The organism is Clostridium omnivorum (assembly GCF_026012015.1).
GTDB classification, from domain to species: Bacteria; Bacillota; Clostridia; order Clostridiales; family Clostridiaceae; genus Clostridium_AX; species Clostridium_AX omnivorum.
Genome location: NZ_BRXR01000001.1, coordinates 4,052,331 through 4,069,326 on the forward strand (window position 1 = coordinate 4,052,331; position 16,996 = coordinate 4,069,326).

Genomic DNA, 16,996 nt, shown 5'->3' on the forward strand with positions numbered 1-16,996 from the left:
AAATGGGGTGGGATTTGTGAAAAAAGAAAATAAATTAGATAGAAATAATGTAGAAAGTATTTTGACATTAACAAGTATGCAGAAAAAAATGCTGCTTAGTTATATTCGAGATGATAGAAGTGATATTTATCATGAACAATTGAGTTTGACAATAAGAGGAGATATGAAAATAGATATTTTGAAAACTTCTTGGCAAGCTGTAATAGAAAATAATGAAATGCTAAGAACTGTTTTTAGGTGGAAGGAAATTAGCAAGCCAGTACAAATAGTGCTAAAAAAACATGAAGTTCCAGTTCTTTATATGGATTTTTCAGAAGAGGAAGATAAAATGAATGCCATAGAGAATATTAAATTTCAGGATATAACTAATAGAATAGATATAACAAGAGAAACCCTAAGAATTTATTTGTGTAAAATGGATGACTTTACTCATGAGATGATTATAAGTAACCATCATATTTTATTTGATGGTTGGAGCAACGGAATAATTTTAAAAGAACTAATGGAAGTCTATAGCAGTTTATATGAAGGAAAAGTACATAAAAGATTATATAAAACAAAGTTTAATGAGTTTATTAAATTTTTAAACAGCAAAAATGAAGATGATGAAAAGGCATACTGGTCAGATTATCTGAAGAATATAGATAATAGCAATGATTACTTTAGCTGTGATGAAAAAGGAAGAATTAAAGAAATATCATATAAAATTAATGTGAATAAGACACTTAGAATGAAAGAGTTTGCAAAGGAAAATAGAGTATTGCTATCCTCAATGCTATATGGAGTATGGGGTGTACTGCTTCAAAAATTGAGCAATTCAAACGAAATACTATTTGGCACTACAGTCTCAGGAAGACCAGAGAATATAAAGGACGTAGATAATATGGTTGGCTTATTTATAAATACTATTCCGTTAGTAGTAAAAACAGATAATGATACTACGTTTATAGAACTTATTCAAAGTTTAGATAAGGCTCTTAACGAAAGAAAAAATTACGAGAATACATCCTTATTTGATATTAAAGAAAATTGTGGGCTAAGTAATTGTGAAGAGCTATTTAATTCTGTTGTTATTATAGAAAACTATCCATTAGATTTTAATTCAAACAAAAAAATGACGTTAGCAATAGATGCCTTTTCTATAATAGAAAAATTCGACTATAACATGGTTTTACAAGTATTAACTTTTGATGATTTTGAATTAAAATTTATCTTTAATAGTGAGGCTATAGATAATGAGATTGTAAAAAAATTAGGTAATTACTATGAGATAATACTAAATATTCTGTTGAAAAATCCTTTTATCAACATTGAGGATGTGGATTTCATTTTAGAAGTATCTAGAACTAACTAGTTTTAAAGTTTGAAGAAAAGAATGTGTAGAAGAGTTTATAAAGCTAATTATTTTAATTAATAAACAGGTTAAGAAAAGAATAGAGTGCTTTTTATTAATTAGTAATAGAAGGCGCTTTATTTTATTTTCTCATATAATAAGAGGCTTTAAGTTGTACTAAGTCTCTTGTAATATATAATATTATTTAGAATTTAAAAAATACTTTGTGAAATAATATTATTTTATATAAACAAAGAACGCTTGTTTGTGTTTTTTATAAAAATATCTTTACCTTTTTAAAATAAACCTTTAAAATACTATTATGTATACTGCTATTATATTGTTTTATTAGATTTTTTTTAAAAGGTTTAGAGATATGGAGGAATTTTATGGAACTAGATAAAAAGAGTATGTCCTATGATGTTACAGATTTGACTTCTTTAGAGAAGCTGGAACCTGTGCGTGTGAGACCTGGTATGTATATAGGTTCTACAGGCTCTAAAGGACTTCATCATTGTATATGGGAAATACTAGATAACGCTATAGATGAAATAACTAATGGTTTTGGTGATAAGGCCACAATTATATTAAATAAGGATAAAAGTGTTACAGTTATTGATAATGGAAGAGGAATACCTACGGGAATTCATCCAATAAAGAAGAAGTCTGGCGTGGAAATGGTATTTACTGAACTTCACACTGGTGGCAAGTTTGATAACAAGAACTATAAAACTTCAGGAGGGCTCCACGGAGTTGGTGCTGCAGTTGTTAATGCGTTATCTGAATGGCTTGAGGTTGAAGTGTGCCAAAATGGAGAAGTATATAAACAGAGATTTGAATATGCTTATGACAAACATCTTAAGAAGTTAATGCCTGGTACACCTGTTACACCATTAAAAGTTGTGGGTAAAGCAAAATATACTGGCTCTAAGATTTCATTTATGCCAGATAAAAGCATTTTTAGTACTATAGATTTTAAGTTTGATGTTATAGATGAAAGGCTTCAAGAGCTTGCATTCCAAAATAAGGGAATTACTCTAGAGCTTATAGATAATAGAAAAGATGAACCAATGACTAAAGTATATCACTCTGAAAGAGGCCTTTTAGATTTTATCGATTATTTAAATGAGAGCAAAACTGTTCTTCATGAGCCTATTCTATTCGAAGGAGAAAGGGAAGTAAATGGGATATCACTTAGTGGAGAAATATGCATGCAGTTTACGGATTCAACCACGGAATATATTGCAAGCTATGTAAATAATATTCCTACTACTGATGCAGGTACACATGAGGCTGGATTTAAAACAGGAATGACAAGAGCTTTTAAAGAATGGGCAAAAAAGCTCAATTTAATTAAAGATAAAGATAAGGAATTTGAAGGAGATGACCTTAGAGAGGGATTAACTTCAATAGTGAGAATAAAAATCAGTAATCCCATATTTGAAGGCCAGACAAAGAATAAACTAGGGAATAACGAAGCTTATACTATGATGAATGATTTAGTATATACAAAGCTATGTGAGTGGATAGAGGATAATAAAGAAACAGCTGGTCAGCTTATAAATAATGCTATGGAAGCTGCAGCAAGAAGAGATAAAATAAAAAAGATTAATGAAGCTGAGAAGAAAAAGGTTGGTAAGGGTACTGCCCCACTAGCAGGAAAAATTGCAGTATGTACTTTAAAAGATCCTTCCTTTTGTGAATTTATTGTTGTTGAAGGGGATTCAGCTGGAGGAAGTGCTAAGCAGGCAAGAGACAGAAGATTCCAATCTATAATGCCTTCAAAGGGCAAAATAATGAATACAGAAAAGCAAAAGCTAGAAAATGTACTTGGAAGTGAAGAACTTAAAATTTTCAATGCCGCTATTGGTACTGGAATTTTAAATAATTATAATGAATCTGAATTAAAATATGACAAGATAATAATTATGAGTGATGCTGATGTTGATGGTTACCATATAAGGACATTATGGATGACTTATATTTACAGATATATGAGACCGCTTATTACGAATGGACATTTATATATAGCCCTTCCACCTCTATACAAGGTTTATAAAACGGACAAAAAGGGTGAAGTAGTAGTATATGCTTATAGTGATGAAGAAATGGAAAAGTGTAAAAAAGAAGTTGGAAAAGGAGCGCTTATCCAAAGATATAAGGGACTTGGTGAGATGAATCCTGAACAGCTTTGGGAAACTACTTTAAACCCAACTACACGAACTCTACAGCAGGTTACAATAGAAGATGCTTCAAAAGCAGAAAAAATTGTTTCACTGCTTATGGGTGATGTAGTAGAGCCGAGAAAAAACTATATGTATAAGTATGCTGAATTCTAGAGGAAGGACTGAAGCAAATGGCAAAGAAAATAGAAATACCAAAGGACAATAATATTTTAAAAACACCAATTGAAGAAGCTATGCCGGATAATTATCTTCCTTATGCTGTTGAAGTAGCAAAGGATAGAGCTTTACCTGATGTTAGGGATGGATTAAAGCCAGTACATAGGAGGATTCTTTATGGAGCATATATGCTAAAGGCTTTTCCAGATAAGCCATATTTTAAGTCTGCTCGTATAGTTGGAGACATACTAGGTAAGTATCACCCTCATGGAGATAGTTCGGTTTATGAATCAATGGTAATACTGGCTCAGAATTTTTCAACAAGAATGCCTTTAATTGATGGTCATGGAAACTGGGGAAGTCAGGATGGTGACAGTGCGGCTGCAATGCGTTATACAGAAGCCAGACTTACAAAGCTATCCATGGAAATGCTTAGAGATATAGATAAAGGAGTAGTAGATATGATGGACAACTACTCCAGCTCGGAATTAGAACCTAAGGTGCTGCCTGCGAGATATCCAAATTTGCTTGTAAATGGAACCTTTGGAATAGCAGTAGGACTTGCAACTAATATTCCTCCACATAATTTAAGAGAAGTGATAGATGCTACATTAGCATATATTGATAACAATGAAATAACTACTGATGAACTGATGAATTATGTAAAGGGACCAGATTTGCCTACGGGTGGTGTTTTGATTGGAAAAAATGCGCTTAGATCCGCATATGAAACTGGGGAAGGAAAAGTAACATTAAGAGCAAAGGCTAACATTGAACAATTAGAAAATGGAAGACTTGGAATAGTTGTTACTGAATTTCCATATAGAAAATCAAAAGCTAAGCTTCTTCAATCAATTTCAGAAATGACTGATGATAAGAGACATGCTAAGGCGCTTGAAGCAATAACTGATATAAGAGATGAATCGGATAGAACTGGTACTAGAGCTGTTATTGAGTTAAGAAAGTCAATAGATAAAGAAGGCGCTGAAAAAATACTAAAATATTTGTATAAAAAGACAGAGCTTCAGAGCAATTTATCCTTTAATATGGTAGCTTTAGCAGATGGAAAGCCAGAAACACTAGGGCTTAAACCAATATTAATGCATTATGTAAATCATCAAAAGGAAGTTGTAAGAAGAAGGACTGAGAGAGAATTAGATATTGCTAAGAGGCGTTTTCATATAGTTGAGGGTTTTATAAAAGCTATTGATATTATTGATGAGATAATAGCAGTTATCAGAGGTTCAAAATCAAAAAAAGACTCCGAAAATAACTTATGTGAAAAATTTGGCTTCACTGAAATTCAAGCAGAGGCTATAGTTGAATTAATGCTCTATAGGCTTACAGGGTTGGAAATTAAAACTTTTGAGAAGGAATATAAGGACTTAGAAAAAGAAATTAAAAGGCTTAGCAAAATACTTGAAACTGAGAAAGAATTACTAAAAGTAATTAAAACTGAACTTTTAGAGATAAGTGAAAAATATAATGACCACAGAAGAACATTATTAGTTGAAGATGACGATGAGGCAAAGATTGACTTAGAGGAATTAATTGTGGTTGAAGATATTGTGATTACTCTTTCAAATGAAGGATTTATTAAAAGGGTAGCATTAAAATCCTATAACAGATCCAGCAGCAATGTTGAAGACATAGAATATAGGGAAGGGGATTATAATAAATTCTTAATAAACTCTAACACTAAGGATACGGTTATAATATTTACTGACAAAGGAAATATGTATCAAACTAAGGGAGCAAATATTCCTGAACAAAGATGGAAAGAAAAAGGAACAAAAATTGATGAGTTAATTAAAGGATTAAATCTCTCTGAAGAAACTATTGTAGATTTATTTTCAATTAATGATTTTTCATCCCAATTAGATTTTATGTTTATAACTAGTAGAGGTGTTATTAAAAAAACTTGTTTAGATAAGTTTATTACTAGTTATTCAAAACTTGTAGCATTAAAGCTAAAAGATAATGAAAGATTAATTGATATTAAGATGTTGCCAAGAGAAAGAGAAGAAAAGTTCATAAGACTTAAGACCCAGGAAGGTCTTGATTTTACGGTTGAGGAGCCTGCTATTGAGCCAATAGAGAGGAATGTAATGGGTATTCAGTTAGCTCCAATTGCAGAAAAAGACCCAGTAATAACTGTAGAATACTGTGAGGAATATGAACATAGAAGTTTTTATGTTAAATTAATTGACAAAGGTATAATCAAAACTGTAAGTTCTGTTAGAAAGAATGACAGAAGTCTATTTAAAACTTTCACAAATAGCAGTGAAACTATATTGATATTTACTGAAGAGGGTCAAATGTACTCAATTCCATCCTATATGCTTCAAAATATAGAAGACCAAGGTATTGCAATAGAAAAAATACTTGATGGCTTTGAACCTCAAAATAAAATAATTAATCTTTATTCTATAAGTAATTTTAATCAGGATGTAGCTGTTTACTTCTTTTCAAAATTTGGATTAGTTAAAAAGACCTATCTATCAGAGCTTAATTGTCAAGGTAACACTGTATTAGTTTATAAACTAAAAAATGCAGGTGATAAGTTAATATCAGTGGCTATGGGAAGAACTAATGATATAGGAACACTCGTAGTAATTACCAAAAGAGGTATGGGAATAAGAATAAGCAGCAGCAGTGTAAATGCTATGGGGAGAAATGCTTCAGGGGTTACTGCCATAAGCCTTAGAGAGGATGACACAGTAATATTTGGCGGATACAATCCTTCTTATCAAAATGAGAGTGCTTTTGACGAATTAGCTATTGGAAAAGAAACCTGTGAAATACTGCAGCTTATAACTAATAAAGGTAATAACTTGGATGTAAATATTGATGATATAAAAATACAAAACAGGGCAGGTAGAGGTTCAAATTTAATGCTGGTAGTAATGGATGAATTTTTGAAAGAAGTTACTTTGAAAGAGAAGTAAAAAATATTAGGTTGTTTTAAATTTTGTTATTAACTTAAAAAAATTATCTTTAATATGAAATTGTATTAAAGAAAAAGGTGAAAAAGTTTACATAAATACTCTATGGCATGGCCATGGAGTATTTTATTTTTTTAAAATAGCAACAGCTATCTACAGCAAGATTTTTAAATAAAAATAAACATAGTGTTAATTTTCTATGAATAATTTAGCGAATTTCATCTAAAACTGAAGAAATACGTTCAAAAATGAGATTGAGTTAATATAAACCCTAATATATAATTGATAAATGTTGTGGGACAACATATTATTATTTAACTTAGAGGTGCAATTATGTTATCAAAAATTAGAAAGTTATTGATTGGCGAAAGTCTAAGTTCGGACCAACTTACAGCAGAAAAGTTTAATGTATTTTGGGGACTTCCAATTTTGTCAAGTGATGCTATTTCTTCAGTTGCTTATGCAGGAGAAGAAATTTTGATAGTTTTGATACCAGTACTTGGGATGCTATCATATAAATACATGTTTTATGCAGCACTATGTATAGTGTTTTTATTATTTTTACTGGTATTTTCATATAGACAAACTATAGACAATTATCCATGTGGTGGTGGTTCATATATTGTTGCTCATGACAATTTAGGTACAATTCCTGGTCTTGTAGCAGGAGCATCACTATCAATTGACTATATTTTGACTGTAGCAGTTAGCGTAAGTGCAGGTACGGCAGCAATTTATTCCGCAGTACCATCGCTATATGCGCATAAAGTAGCTATTTCTGTAGCTATTATTATATTAATGACAATAGGTAATTTAAGAGGTATTAAGGATTCTTCAAGACTATTTGGAGTTCCAACTTATTTGTTTATTGTATCTATTATAATAATGATTGTTACTGGAATTATAAGGCACTTTTTATTTGGATATAATCCTCAACCGCTATACCCAATACAGCAAAAGGCAATAGGAGATATAACAATATTTTTATTCTTAAGAGCTTTTGCATCAGGTTGTACAGCACTTACTGGCGTTGAAGCTGTAAGTAATGGTATTCCAAACTTTAGAGAGCCTTCTCAGAAAAATGCTAAAGTTGTACTTGGTTTATTAGCAGGAGTTGTTTTATTCATTTTTGGAGGTTTATCTTATCTAGCTACAATATATCATGCGGTTCCTAATCCAGAAAATACAGTTATTGCTCAAATTGCCACACAAGTTTTTGGTACAAGCTTTATGTATTATGTTGTACAGGTTACCACTGCATTTATATTAATTATGGCTGCCAATACTGCTTATGCTGATCTTCCTCTTCTTCTGTCACTACTCGGAAGAGATGGATTTGTTCCCAGACAGTTTGCTAAGAGAGGAAAAAGGTTAAGTTTTTCAAATGGAATTATATTACTATGTATTGCTTCTTGTGCTTTAATAATCGCATTTGGTGGCGATACACATCATTTATTGCCTTTGTATGCCGTAGGAGTTTTCATATCCTTTACACTTTCTCAATCTGGTATGTTTACTAAATGGATAAGAGAGAAAACACCTGGATGGAAACACAAAGCCATTATAAATGGCATGGGTGCACTAGTTACGTTCGTTACTGTTATAATAATAGGAATAACTAAGTTTAAACATGGTGCTTGGATTGTATGCGTTCTTATACCTATATTTGTATTTATTATGCTAAGGATAAAGAGACATTATATTAAAATAGCTGAACAACTTAAGCTTCCTTTAAATATTAGACCTAAAAATTTGGAACCTGCTGATGACAAACAGCATGTAATAATCCTTGTTAATTCGCTAAATAAATCTTTCTTAAAATGCTTAAATTATTCAAAGAATCTTTCAAAGAATATTGTTGCATTCCATGTATCAGTTGATAGCGATGCAACTGAGAAGCTTAAGAAAAAATGGGAAGAATACGATGTAGGCATACCACTAGTTGTAAGACAATCGCCATATAGAGATGTAATTGATCCCTTACTAGAATTTATTGATTCGGAGGAACATGCTTCAAAGCCTGGGGAGACAGTTACAGTAGTTATATCTCAGTTTGTAATTACGAAATGGTGGCACAATATACTTCATAATCAAACTTCTTTATTTATAAAGAATATGCTTTATAAAAGAAGAAATATTGTCGTAGTATCCGTACCATATATAATAGAAGAGTAAATTTTAAAATTCCTAGCAAATGCTAGGAATTTTTTTTATAATTATTGTATTGACTATTTGATTTTAAAATATACTTATAATTAATTTGGAGGGTATAATGGAAAAAGTTTTTTTAAAAAATGGAGCTAAAATTATTTATGAATATAGAACTGGTAATATAACATCCTTTTGTATAGGATTTAATAGTGGTGCTTTGGTGGAAAATGGAAATCAGAAAGGCCTTGCACATGCAGTAGAACATATGCTGTTTAAAGGAACTATAAAAAGAAATGAGAATGATATTAATAAGCTTTGCGATGAAGTGTTTGGATTTAATAATGCAATGACAAATTATCCATATGCAATATATTATGGTACAAGTCTATCACAGGATTTTGAAGAGGCTTTTGAACTATATTCAGATATAGTATTAAATCCAGTTTTCCCTAAGGAAGGTTTTATAGAGGAAATCAATATTATAAAGGAAGAGCTTAAAGAATGGAAAGATGACATATCGCAATTATGTGAAGATGAATTATTTTATAACGCTTTTAGTACAAGAAGAATAAAAGAATTGATTATAGGAGATGAAAAAAGTATTTCAAATTTCACTCCTGAAGATATTATTAATTTTTATAAGCAGCATTACTTGCCTAATAACTGTGTAATAACTGTTGTTTCATCTCTTCCCTTTCACATAGTAAAAAAAACTGTATGCATGTATTTTGATAATTGGAATGCTGATATTAATATTGAAATAAAAAGTACTGATTATGAATTAAATAAACCAGGTATATTTAGTGATAAACACAAAGGAATTAAAGGAGCAAAAATACAGTATTTATTCCCTATAGATAAGTTGAGTAATAGAGAATTAAAGGCATTAAGTCTTTTTAATGTTGTATTTGGAGAGGGATCAAGTAGCCTACTCTTTGATGAAGTTCGAACAAAGAAAGGATTAGCTTATGAAGTTTTCAGCAGCATAAAAAATGAGTATGGCATTAAACTATTCAGCATTTTTGTTGGAACTTCCTATGAAAATATTCAAATTACAATTGAAACTATAAATAATGCAATTAATAAAGCTATAACATCTTTAAACCTTGATAGACAACAGATTGAGAAATTGGCAAAGAGTTTAAAATTACGAAAAGAATTAAAACTGGAGAAGTCTATAGAGCTCTGCAAAGCATTAGCTACTTATGAGATTATGTATGATTCTTGTGAATTATTATTTGAAGAGATTAATGATTTAGAAGGGATTTCTGAAGAAGAAATAATTAATGTAGCAAAAAAGGTATTAAAGGATCCAACAATTCAAGTAATCTCAGCATAAAATCTACTTGCAAAAATTAGACAATAGTACACTAAAAAACTAAGACTATAGATTTTCATTCTTTAGTCTTAGTTTCATTTTATTGCTTAAAAAATAAAGCTTTATTCACCACATTCAGTTGCTTCACCTTTTAGTATTTCTATACCATGAATTAAGGCAGGAAGTATGGCATTTAAGTTTTCGCGCACACCTTTTGGACTTCCAGGTAGATTTATGATTAAACTGTTTTTTCTGATTCCAGAAGCAGCACGGCTGAGCATTGCTCTTGGAGTTATTTTGAGACTTTCATACCTCATCGCTTCTGCAATCCCGGGAACAAGTTTATCAACTACTTCTATAGTGGCTTCTGGTGTAACATCCCTTATAGAAAAGCCCGTACCACCTGTGGTAAGAATTAAATCTAAGCTTTTAATATCAGCAAAGTCTTTAAGCTTTTCCATAATCAATTCTTTGTCATCGGGTATAATTATATAGGAAGAAACTTTACCACCATTTTTCTCTATAATGGATTTTATTTCTGGACCACTTAAATCAACCCTCAGATTTTTGCTACCCTTATCACTAATAGTGATTATTCCAACAGTAAACATTTTTATACTCCTTTCGTATTGCAATATTACCTAAAGAAATATTAACTTCTAAGGTAATATAATTTAAACTCATATAAAAATATATGAATTTTAAACAGGAGTAGAATATAATTATTAAAACTATGAATTAAATTTCTCTAATACAAATTTGATTTTGTAAGTTAAATCATCAATATCTTCACCAACTAGAACTCTTCCATCCACTTTTGCAATTGGATATCTTGAACATTCCCCGCAGCAATGCAAACAATCGCTAAAAATTATATTGTAATTAGGAAAATTTTTATTCATTGATAAAACTAAGGTATCTAAATTTATATTACTACTGCACAAAATTATATCCATATCGATACTCCTTATATTGTAAGATTTCTTTGAGCAAACATCATTAACAATAAATATGATAGCACATTTTAATAATGTACTAAAGATATGAAAAAACATTTTGTATATTCATGTTTGCTATATGTGATTTTAATGCTATAATATCTTTGAAAACTTGTAATTGATAATTATTTAACGCTGATGGGGAATATGGAGGAGTAGCATGTTAGAATTAATCCAAAAGGCAGAACAGACTCATGAATTAAGCAAAGAGGAATTAATAGCATTATTAAGTAATGATGATTATGATAAGTATATATTAGAAGCAGCAGATAGAACTAGAAAAAAATATGTTGGTGATGAAGTTCATTTAAGAGGATTAATAGAGTTCTCCAATATTTGTAAGAGAAATTGCTTATATTGTGGTCTTAGATATGGAAACAAAAACATAAAAAGATATAGACTTCAACCTGAGGAAATAATTGAACTTGCTAGAAAAGGTAAGGAATATGGATATAAAACAGTAGTACTTCAATCTGGTGAGGATGATTTTTATACAGTTGACAAGGTGAAACAGATAGTTAATGGAATAAAGGAATTAGGGTTAGCTGTTACTCTCAGTATTGGTGAAAAGTCCTTTGAAGAGTATAAGGAGTACAAAGAAGTTGGTGCAGACAGATACTTGTTAAGAATTGAAACTACTGATAGAGAACTTTATGAAAAATTAGATCCAGACATGAGCCATGAGAATAGAAAGAGATGCTTGAAGGATTTAGCATCTCTTGGCTATGAAGTTGGCTCTGGCATTATGGTAGGTTTACCAAGGCAAACTATTGAATCTTTAGCTGATGATATACTATTCTTTAAAGAAATAGGTGCTGATATGATAGGCATAGGTCCATTTATACCTAATGAGGATACCCCTTTAAGCGCTGAAAAAGGTGGACAATTTGAATTAAGCTTAAAGGTAATGGCACTAACAAGATTGTTATTACCAGATATAAATATACCTGCTACAACTGCAATGGAGACTTTAAATAAGCAGGGAAGAATTATAGCATTACAGAGTGGAGCTAATGTAGTAATGCCTAATATTACTGAAGGTGAGTATAGAAGATTATATGCCTTATATCCGGGCAAAATATGCGTGGGAGATACTCCTGCTCATTGTAGAAATTGTATTACAGGAAAGATTAATTCCATTGGAAGAGCAGTTTCTAAGGATTACGGATTTAGAAAAAGGGTTATAGAATAATTAAAAAATATTAATTAGTATGAAAGTTCCTGCTCTTATTAGTGGGAGCTTTCACTGTTTATTAGATTAGATTTCAAATACATGGTACTGATTTTTAATTCTCTGGAAAGTGTATCCTAAACTGTTACAATAATTTTAACTGTGGTATAATAGCTAAGTATGAGGTGAATAAAATGTATGAAAGATGGATGCTTAGAAGAAATGCTATGAACATTAAAGAATTGGCTAAAGAATCGGGAATTACTGAAACAACTGCCAGTATTCTTATAAATAGAGGGATTACAAATAAAAAAGATATTATTGAATTTTTATCTGCTTCTTTAGATGATTTGCATAATCCTTTTTTAATGAAGGATATGGATAAGGGAATAGAAATTATAATTGAAGCAATTTTACATAAAAAGAAAATAATTATATATGGAGATTACGATGCTGATGGTGTTACAAGCACTTGTATTTTATACAAAGGATTAAAAAAATGCAATGCAAGTGTTGACTATTATATACCAGATAGGGAACGTGAAGGTTATGGTATGAATAGTAAAAGACTTAAACTATTACGGGATGAAGGTGCAGAGATTATACTTACTTGCGATAACGGTATATCTGCTGTTGAGCAAATTGCTTTTGCAAAGGACATAGGCTTAACAGTTATTTTGACTGATCATCATGAAATACCGTTTATTGAAGATGAAGCTGGAAATAGAAATAGCGTAATACCTCCTGCTGATGCTATTATTAACCCTAAACAAAAAGAATGTAAATATCCTTTTAAACTTTTATGTGGAGCAGGAATAGCTTTTAAATTTGTTCAAGCGCTTTACAGTAGATTAGATATCCCGAAGGAAGAAATCTCTGAATTATTAGAGTTTGCAGGAATTGGTACTATATGTGACATAGTTGATTTAATCGGAGAAAACAGAATTATAGCAAAAAATGCTTTGAAACAATTAAATAACACAAAAAATTTGGGACTTGTATCTCTAATAGATGCATTAGGAATGAAAGACAAAAAAATTAGTTCAGGAACTGTAGGCTTTCAAATTGGTCCATGCATTAATGCAACTGGCAGACTAGAAACTGCTTCAATATCTGTAGAATTATTATTATGTGAAGATATTGTAAGGGCTAGAGAATTAGCAAGTCAGCTTGTAGAACTGAATAGAAAGAGACAAAGGATTACAAATGATAATGTGGAAGAAATTATAAATGAAATAGAACAGTCTCCAATGTCAAAGCAGAAGGTTTTGGTGGTTTATAAGGAAAATGTACATGAAAGTATTGCGGGCATAGTTGCAGGCAAAGTTAGAGAGAGATTTAATGTACCCACAATTATATTAACGAAAGGTAAGGAGATGCCTAAGGGTTCAGGAAGGTCTATTGAAGGATATAACCTATTTGAAGAGTTGAATAAGTGCAAAAAATTAATTAGTCAGTTTGGTGGTCATCCTATGGCAGCAGGTTTGTCTATCGAAGAAAAGAACATAAATGAGCTCAGAGAATCTCTTAACAAAAATTGTACACTCACTGATGAAGACATTATACCTAAAATTAGAATAGACAAAAAACTATCACTTCATGAAATTAATTATGAATTGATAGATGAATTAGAAACCTTAGAGCCATTTGGAAAGGGAAACGAAAGTCCGATTTTGGCTGAAAAACAACTTCATGTTGAGAAAATTAGCATTATTGGTAAAGATAGCAATGTAATTAAATTTTTATTAAGAGTACCTAATAGCATGAGAAGGATAGAAGCACTATGTTTTGGTAAGGTGAATGAGCTTATAGAGATGCTTAGCAAAAATTATGGTGATAGGTACCCTGAAGTTATGGACAAACCTAGTGGACTTAAGCTTGATATTATCTTTACGCCTTTTTTGAATGAATATAATGGTTCCACATCTATTCAACTTAGGATTTCATCTTTCAGGATTTCCTAGTATATTTTCTATCTATAGATTTATTAACCTAAAATAGTATTTTAAGTTTTATACTGCACATAATATTAATGAATTTTATTAAAATACTATTTGAGGAGTGGTATCAATGAATGATAATGCAAGACAAAATCTAAAAAACGCATGTAGTGGTTTAAATGAAATTAAAAATGAATTGCAGGAAGCTGCTAATAATGTGGAGAATAATAGTATAAAAACAAGAATAGAGGATCAACTACAAAGTATAGATAGATGTCTTAAAGAGTGCCAAGGGATATCATCTGGATTAGCAAATAAATAAAAAAATTAATTAGTTTAAAGGAATTCTTAAAGAATTCCTTTTTTATTCCATAAATACATATTGAAGGATTTCTAATTTTTGTATAGAATTATAGATAGTGTAAATATGTACCTTGGAGGAAAAAGTTAATGTATGATTTTTATAATAATCTTCCTTTTGGAGTTATGATAATAGATACTAAACTTACGAATGTTATTTTTGTGAATGAAAGATTTAAAAAGTTTTTCAATGTGGATTGCGGTGTTACTGGAAAAAACGTAAAGCACATCAGCTTTTTTGATAAAATAAGTGAACTATTTATTGACAATGATATAGATGATAATGAAAGAGAACTTATAGAAGTGGAATTAATAAGCAGTAGATTCTATAATATTATTTTGAAAAAGCAAAATCAAAGATTTGAGCTGTTTTATTATGATATAACTAATTCTGTGTTTGAAAAGCAGAAGCAAATAGATATAAAAGAGCATAAATTAAAAGCTGAACGTGAAAAGTTTTTGAGCATTTCAACAGAACTTAAGACAAAGTGCGATATAATTGAAATTTTAAGAGATAGGGAAAAGGAACATTTAATGCACCTTAAAGATGTTATTAATAACATCTCAGAAGGACTAATGGTAATTGATAATAAAGGCAGGTTCAGTTTATGTAATAGAGCTGCTTATAATATTACTAAACTAAACATGGGTGAACTTATAAACAAGGTAAACATGGGAAAAAAGTATTTTATATATAATTCAGAAGAAAATACTGAAGATGTAGATGTGATTTATAATCAATATTACAAGAAAAACATACCTATAAATAACCTTACATTGAAACTAGTTGATAAAATAGATTTATCCATAAAATATTTAGAGCTAAACAGCAATCCAATTTTAAATAGAGCCAATGAGGTGCTTTATACAATAGTAACAATAAAGGATGTTACTGAATCAAAAATACATCAAATTAATGCTGAAGAACAAGCTAATTTTGTAAGAAATGTTGTTAACACAATAGATGTACCCATTGCAGTACTAGAATATCCTGAATTACAATATAAGCTTATAAATAAGAAATATGATTCTATGATGAAATATAAGTTTTATGCCGATGATGATATAATTGGTAAAAGCGTCAATGAAGTATTTTTTAGTAACATGGACGAAAATCTGCAGAAAATTGTATTCTATGTTGGTGAAAGAGGACATGAATACACATATTCTCCTTGTTCTATTATTGATGAAAATGGCAATGAAAGATTTTATAAATTTAAGTTTATGCCTTATAAAAATTCTAAGGATAGCGTTACTAGAATACATATTCATGGATTAGATATAACTGATGAAGTTAATCATAGTATTGAGCTTGAAAAAGTTACAAAGCTTAAGGATGAATTTTTTACGGTGATATCACATGAACTTAGGACTCCACTTACTATAATATATAGTTCACTACAACTAGCTACTGATATTTATGGCAGTGAGATTACTCCTAATATTGATAAAACGTTGTTTAGAATAAATCAAAATTGCAGCAGGCTTTTAAAGCTTATAAATAATATTTTAGATCTTTCTAAAGCTGAAGCTGGATTTTTGGAATTAAGTAATATAAGTTTTGATATAGTTTATATAACTGAATTTATCGTGAACTCTGTAAATCTCTATGCAAAAAGTAAGGGTATTGAGTTGATTTTTGATACAAATGAGGAAGAATGTGAAGTTAATTTAGATAAGGATAAATATGAAAAAAATCCTACTTAATCTTCTATCTAACGCGATTAAATTCACACCGGAAGGAAAGCAAATTTTAGTTGAACTCCAAATAGAAAATGAGACTGTAGCATTAAGTGTTAAAGATCAAGGAATTGGGATACCGGATAATAAAATTGACTTTATTTTTGATCGATTTGTACAAATTAATACATCGTTGTCTCGAAGAGCCGAAGGTACAGGTATAGGCTTATCTTTGGTAAAAAAACTGGTGGAATTAATGGAAGGCGACATTAAAGTTAAAAGCAAAGAAGGAAAAGGAACAGAATTCATAATGAAGTTTAAGAAGCAAGGAGGACAAACTCCTAGTACAAATAATCTTGTTAGGTTGGATTCTAGTATGAGCGATAAGATTCATATAGAGTTTTCAGATATCAATTAAGGCACATAGATTAAATGCTCTATGTGCCCTTTTGTTTTTATAAATTTTTTTCGTAAGCTTCAACCATTCTTTTAACCATTTGTCCGCCTACAGAACCATTTTCTCTTGAAGTAAGATCCCCATTATATCCTTGACTTAAGTTAACTCCAACTTCTTTTGCAGCTTCCATTTTAAATCTATCTAAACCTTCTTTTGCTTGTGGTATTAATACTTTATTACTTCTACTTGACATAATCAATTACCTCCTTTTTATTTTATAGTATTATGTTTACCATATAAATTAGAATTATTTTAGTAATCTATTAGTAATGTAACTTAGAATGTTCAAAAATAAAAAAAT

The 16,996-nt window shown here is 30.3% G+C and carries 13 protein-coding genes; 10 read left to right on the forward strand and 3 right to left on the reverse strand.

Annotation, left to right across the window (positions count from 1 at the left end; all coding sequences use genetic code 11):
• Window positions 1–16 precede the first annotated feature (16 nt).
• From bsdE14_RS19130 to bsdE14_RS19150, 5 genes are all read left to right on the forward strand, one after another.
• The gene (locus tag bsdE14_RS19130) at window positions 17–1,354 is read left to right on the forward strand and encodes a condensation domain-containing protein (protein WP_264851593.1); all 1,338 of its coding nucleotides are present in this window, start codon (window positions 17–19) and stop codon (window positions 1,352–1,354) included.
• Between the two features lie 368 nt (window positions 1,355–1,722).
• A complete protein-coding gene (locus bsdE14_RS19135; RefSeq protein WP_264851594.1) occupies window positions 1,723–3,672 on the forward strand; it encodes a DNA gyrase/topoisomerase IV subunit B in 1,950 nt (649 codons plus the stop codon).
• A gap of 17 nt (window positions 3,673–3,689) precedes the next feature.
• Window positions 3,690–6,623 carry a DNA topoisomerase IV subunit A gene (locus bsdE14_RS19140; protein ID WP_264851595.1) on the forward strand — a complete coding sequence of 978 codons (2,934 nt, stop codon included), beginning with the start codon at window positions 3,690–3,692 and terminating at the stop codon, window positions 6,621–6,623.
• 330 nt (window positions 6,624–6,953) lie between these two features.
• Window positions 6,954–8,795, forward strand: a complete 1,842-nt coding sequence (locus bsdE14_RS19145; protein WP_264851596.1) for an APC family permease — start codon at window positions 6,954–6,956, stop codon at window positions 8,793–8,795.
• 97 nt (window positions 8,796–8,892) lie between these two features.
• Window positions 8,893–10,110 carry a M16 family metallopeptidase gene (locus tag bsdE14_RS19150; protein WP_264851597.1) on the forward strand — a complete coding sequence of 406 codons (1,218 nt, stop codon included), beginning with the start codon at window positions 8,893–8,895 and terminating at the stop codon, window positions 10,108–10,110.
• 101 nt (window positions 10,111–10,211) lie between these two features.
• Here the strand turns inward: bsdE14_RS19150 and bsdE14_RS19155 are convergent, their stop codons facing one another.
• Both bsdE14_RS19155 and bsdE14_RS19160 read right to left on the reverse strand, forming a co-directional pair.
• Window positions 10,212–10,700 carry a MogA/MoaB family molybdenum cofactor biosynthesis protein gene (locus tag bsdE14_RS19155; protein ID WP_264851598.1) on the reverse strand — a complete coding sequence of 163 codons (489 nt, stop codon included), beginning with the start codon at window positions 10,698–10,700 and terminating at the stop codon, window positions 10,212–10,214.
• Between the two features lie 120 nt (window positions 10,701–10,820).
• Window positions 10,821–11,045 (reverse strand): YuzB family protein, encoded by a 225-nt coding sequence (locus tag bsdE14_RS19160; RefSeq protein WP_264851599.1) that lies wholly within the window; start codon window positions 11,043–11,045, stop codon window positions 10,821–10,823.
• Between the two features lie 202 nt (window positions 11,046–11,247).
• Between bsdE14_RS19160 and hydE the strand changes: the two genes are divergently transcribed.
• From hydE to bsdE14_RS19185, 5 genes are all read left to right on the forward strand, one after another.
• Window positions 11,248–12,279, forward strand: a complete 1,032-nt coding sequence (hydE, locus tag bsdE14_RS19165; RefSeq protein WP_264851600.1) for a [FeFe] hydrogenase H-cluster radical SAM maturase HydE — start codon at window positions 11,248–11,250, stop codon at window positions 12,277–12,279.
• A gap of 173 nt (window positions 12,280–12,452) precedes the next feature.
• Window positions 12,453–14,222, forward strand: coding sequence for a single-stranded-DNA-specific exonuclease RecJ (gene recJ / locus bsdE14_RS19170; protein WP_264851601.1), 1,770 nt, complete (start codon window positions 12,453–12,455; stop codon window positions 14,220–14,222).
• Window positions 14,223–14,328: 106 nt separating this feature from the next.
• A complete protein-coding gene (locus tag bsdE14_RS19175) occupies window positions 14,329–14,520 on the forward strand; it encodes a hypothetical protein (protein ID WP_264851602.1) in 192 nt (63 codons plus the stop codon).
• A 128-nt stretch (window positions 14,521–14,648) separates the two neighbouring features.
• Entirely contained in the window at window positions 14,649–16,265 is a 1,617-nt protein-coding gene (locus tag bsdE14_RS19180; RefSeq protein ID WP_264851603.1) for a PAS domain-containing sensor histidine kinase, read from the forward strand.
• Window positions 16,246–16,656, forward strand: coding sequence for an ATP-binding protein (locus bsdE14_RS19185; RefSeq protein ID WP_264851604.1), 411 nt, complete (start codon window positions 16,246–16,248; stop codon window positions 16,654–16,656). The genes bsdE14_RS19180 and bsdE14_RS19185 overlap by 20 nt, the downstream gene beginning before the upstream one ends.
• Before the next feature lie 37 nt (window positions 16,657–16,693).
• Here the strand turns inward: bsdE14_RS19185 and bsdE14_RS19190 are convergent, their stop codons facing one another.
• The gene (locus bsdE14_RS19190) at window positions 16,694–16,888 is read right to left on the reverse strand and encodes an alpha/beta-type small acid-soluble spore protein (protein ID WP_264851605.1); all 195 of its coding nucleotides are present in this window, start codon (window positions 16,886–16,888) and stop codon (window positions 16,694–16,696) included.
• Window positions 16,889–16,996: the final 108 nt, after the last annotated feature.

Coding starts and splice junctions, on each gene's coding strand:
- bsdE14_RS19145 (WP_264851596.1), top strand. CDS start 6,954: ATGTTATCAAAAATTAGAAAGTTATTGATTGGCGAAAGTCTAAGTTCG.
- bsdE14_RS19175 (WP_264851602.1), top strand. CDS start 14,329: ATGAATGATAATGCAAGACAAAATCTAAAAAACGCATGTAGTGGTTTA.
- bsdE14_RS19160 (WP_264851599.1), bottom strand. CDS start 11,045: ATGGATATAATTTTGTGCAGTAGTAATATAAATTTAGATACCTTAGTT.
- bsdE14_RS19135 (WP_264851594.1), top strand. CDS start 1,723: ATGGAACTAGATAAAAAGAGTATGTCCTATGATGTTACAGATTTGACT.
- bsdE14_RS19185 (WP_264851604.1), top strand. CDS start 16,246: ATGAAAAAAATCCTACTTAATCTTCTATCTAACGCGATTAAATTCACA.
- bsdE14_RS19155 (WP_264851598.1), bottom strand. CDS start 10,700: ATGTTTACTGTTGGAATAATCACTATTAGTGATAAGGGTAGCAAAAAT.
- bsdE14_RS19180 (WP_264851603.1), top strand. CDS start 14,649: ATGTATGATTTTTATAATAATCTTCCTTTTGGAGTTATGATAATAGAT.
- bsdE14_RS19150 (WP_264851597.1), top strand. CDS start 8,893: ATGGAAAAAGTTTTTTTAAAAAATGGAGCTAAAATTATTTATGAATAT.
- recJ (WP_264851601.1), top strand. CDS start 12,453: ATGTATGAAAGATGGATGCTTAGAAGAAATGCTATGAACATTAAAGAA.
- bsdE14_RS19190 (WP_264851605.1), bottom strand. CDS start 16,888: ATGTCAAGTAGAAGTAATAAAGTATTAATACCACAAGCAAAAGAAGGT.
- hydE (WP_264851600.1), top strand. CDS start 11,248: ATGTTAGAATTAATCCAAAAGGCAGAACAGACTCATGAATTAAGCAAA.
- bsdE14_RS19140 (WP_264851595.1), top strand. CDS start 3,690: ATGGCAAAGAAAATAGAAATACCAAAGGACAATAATATTTTAAAAACA.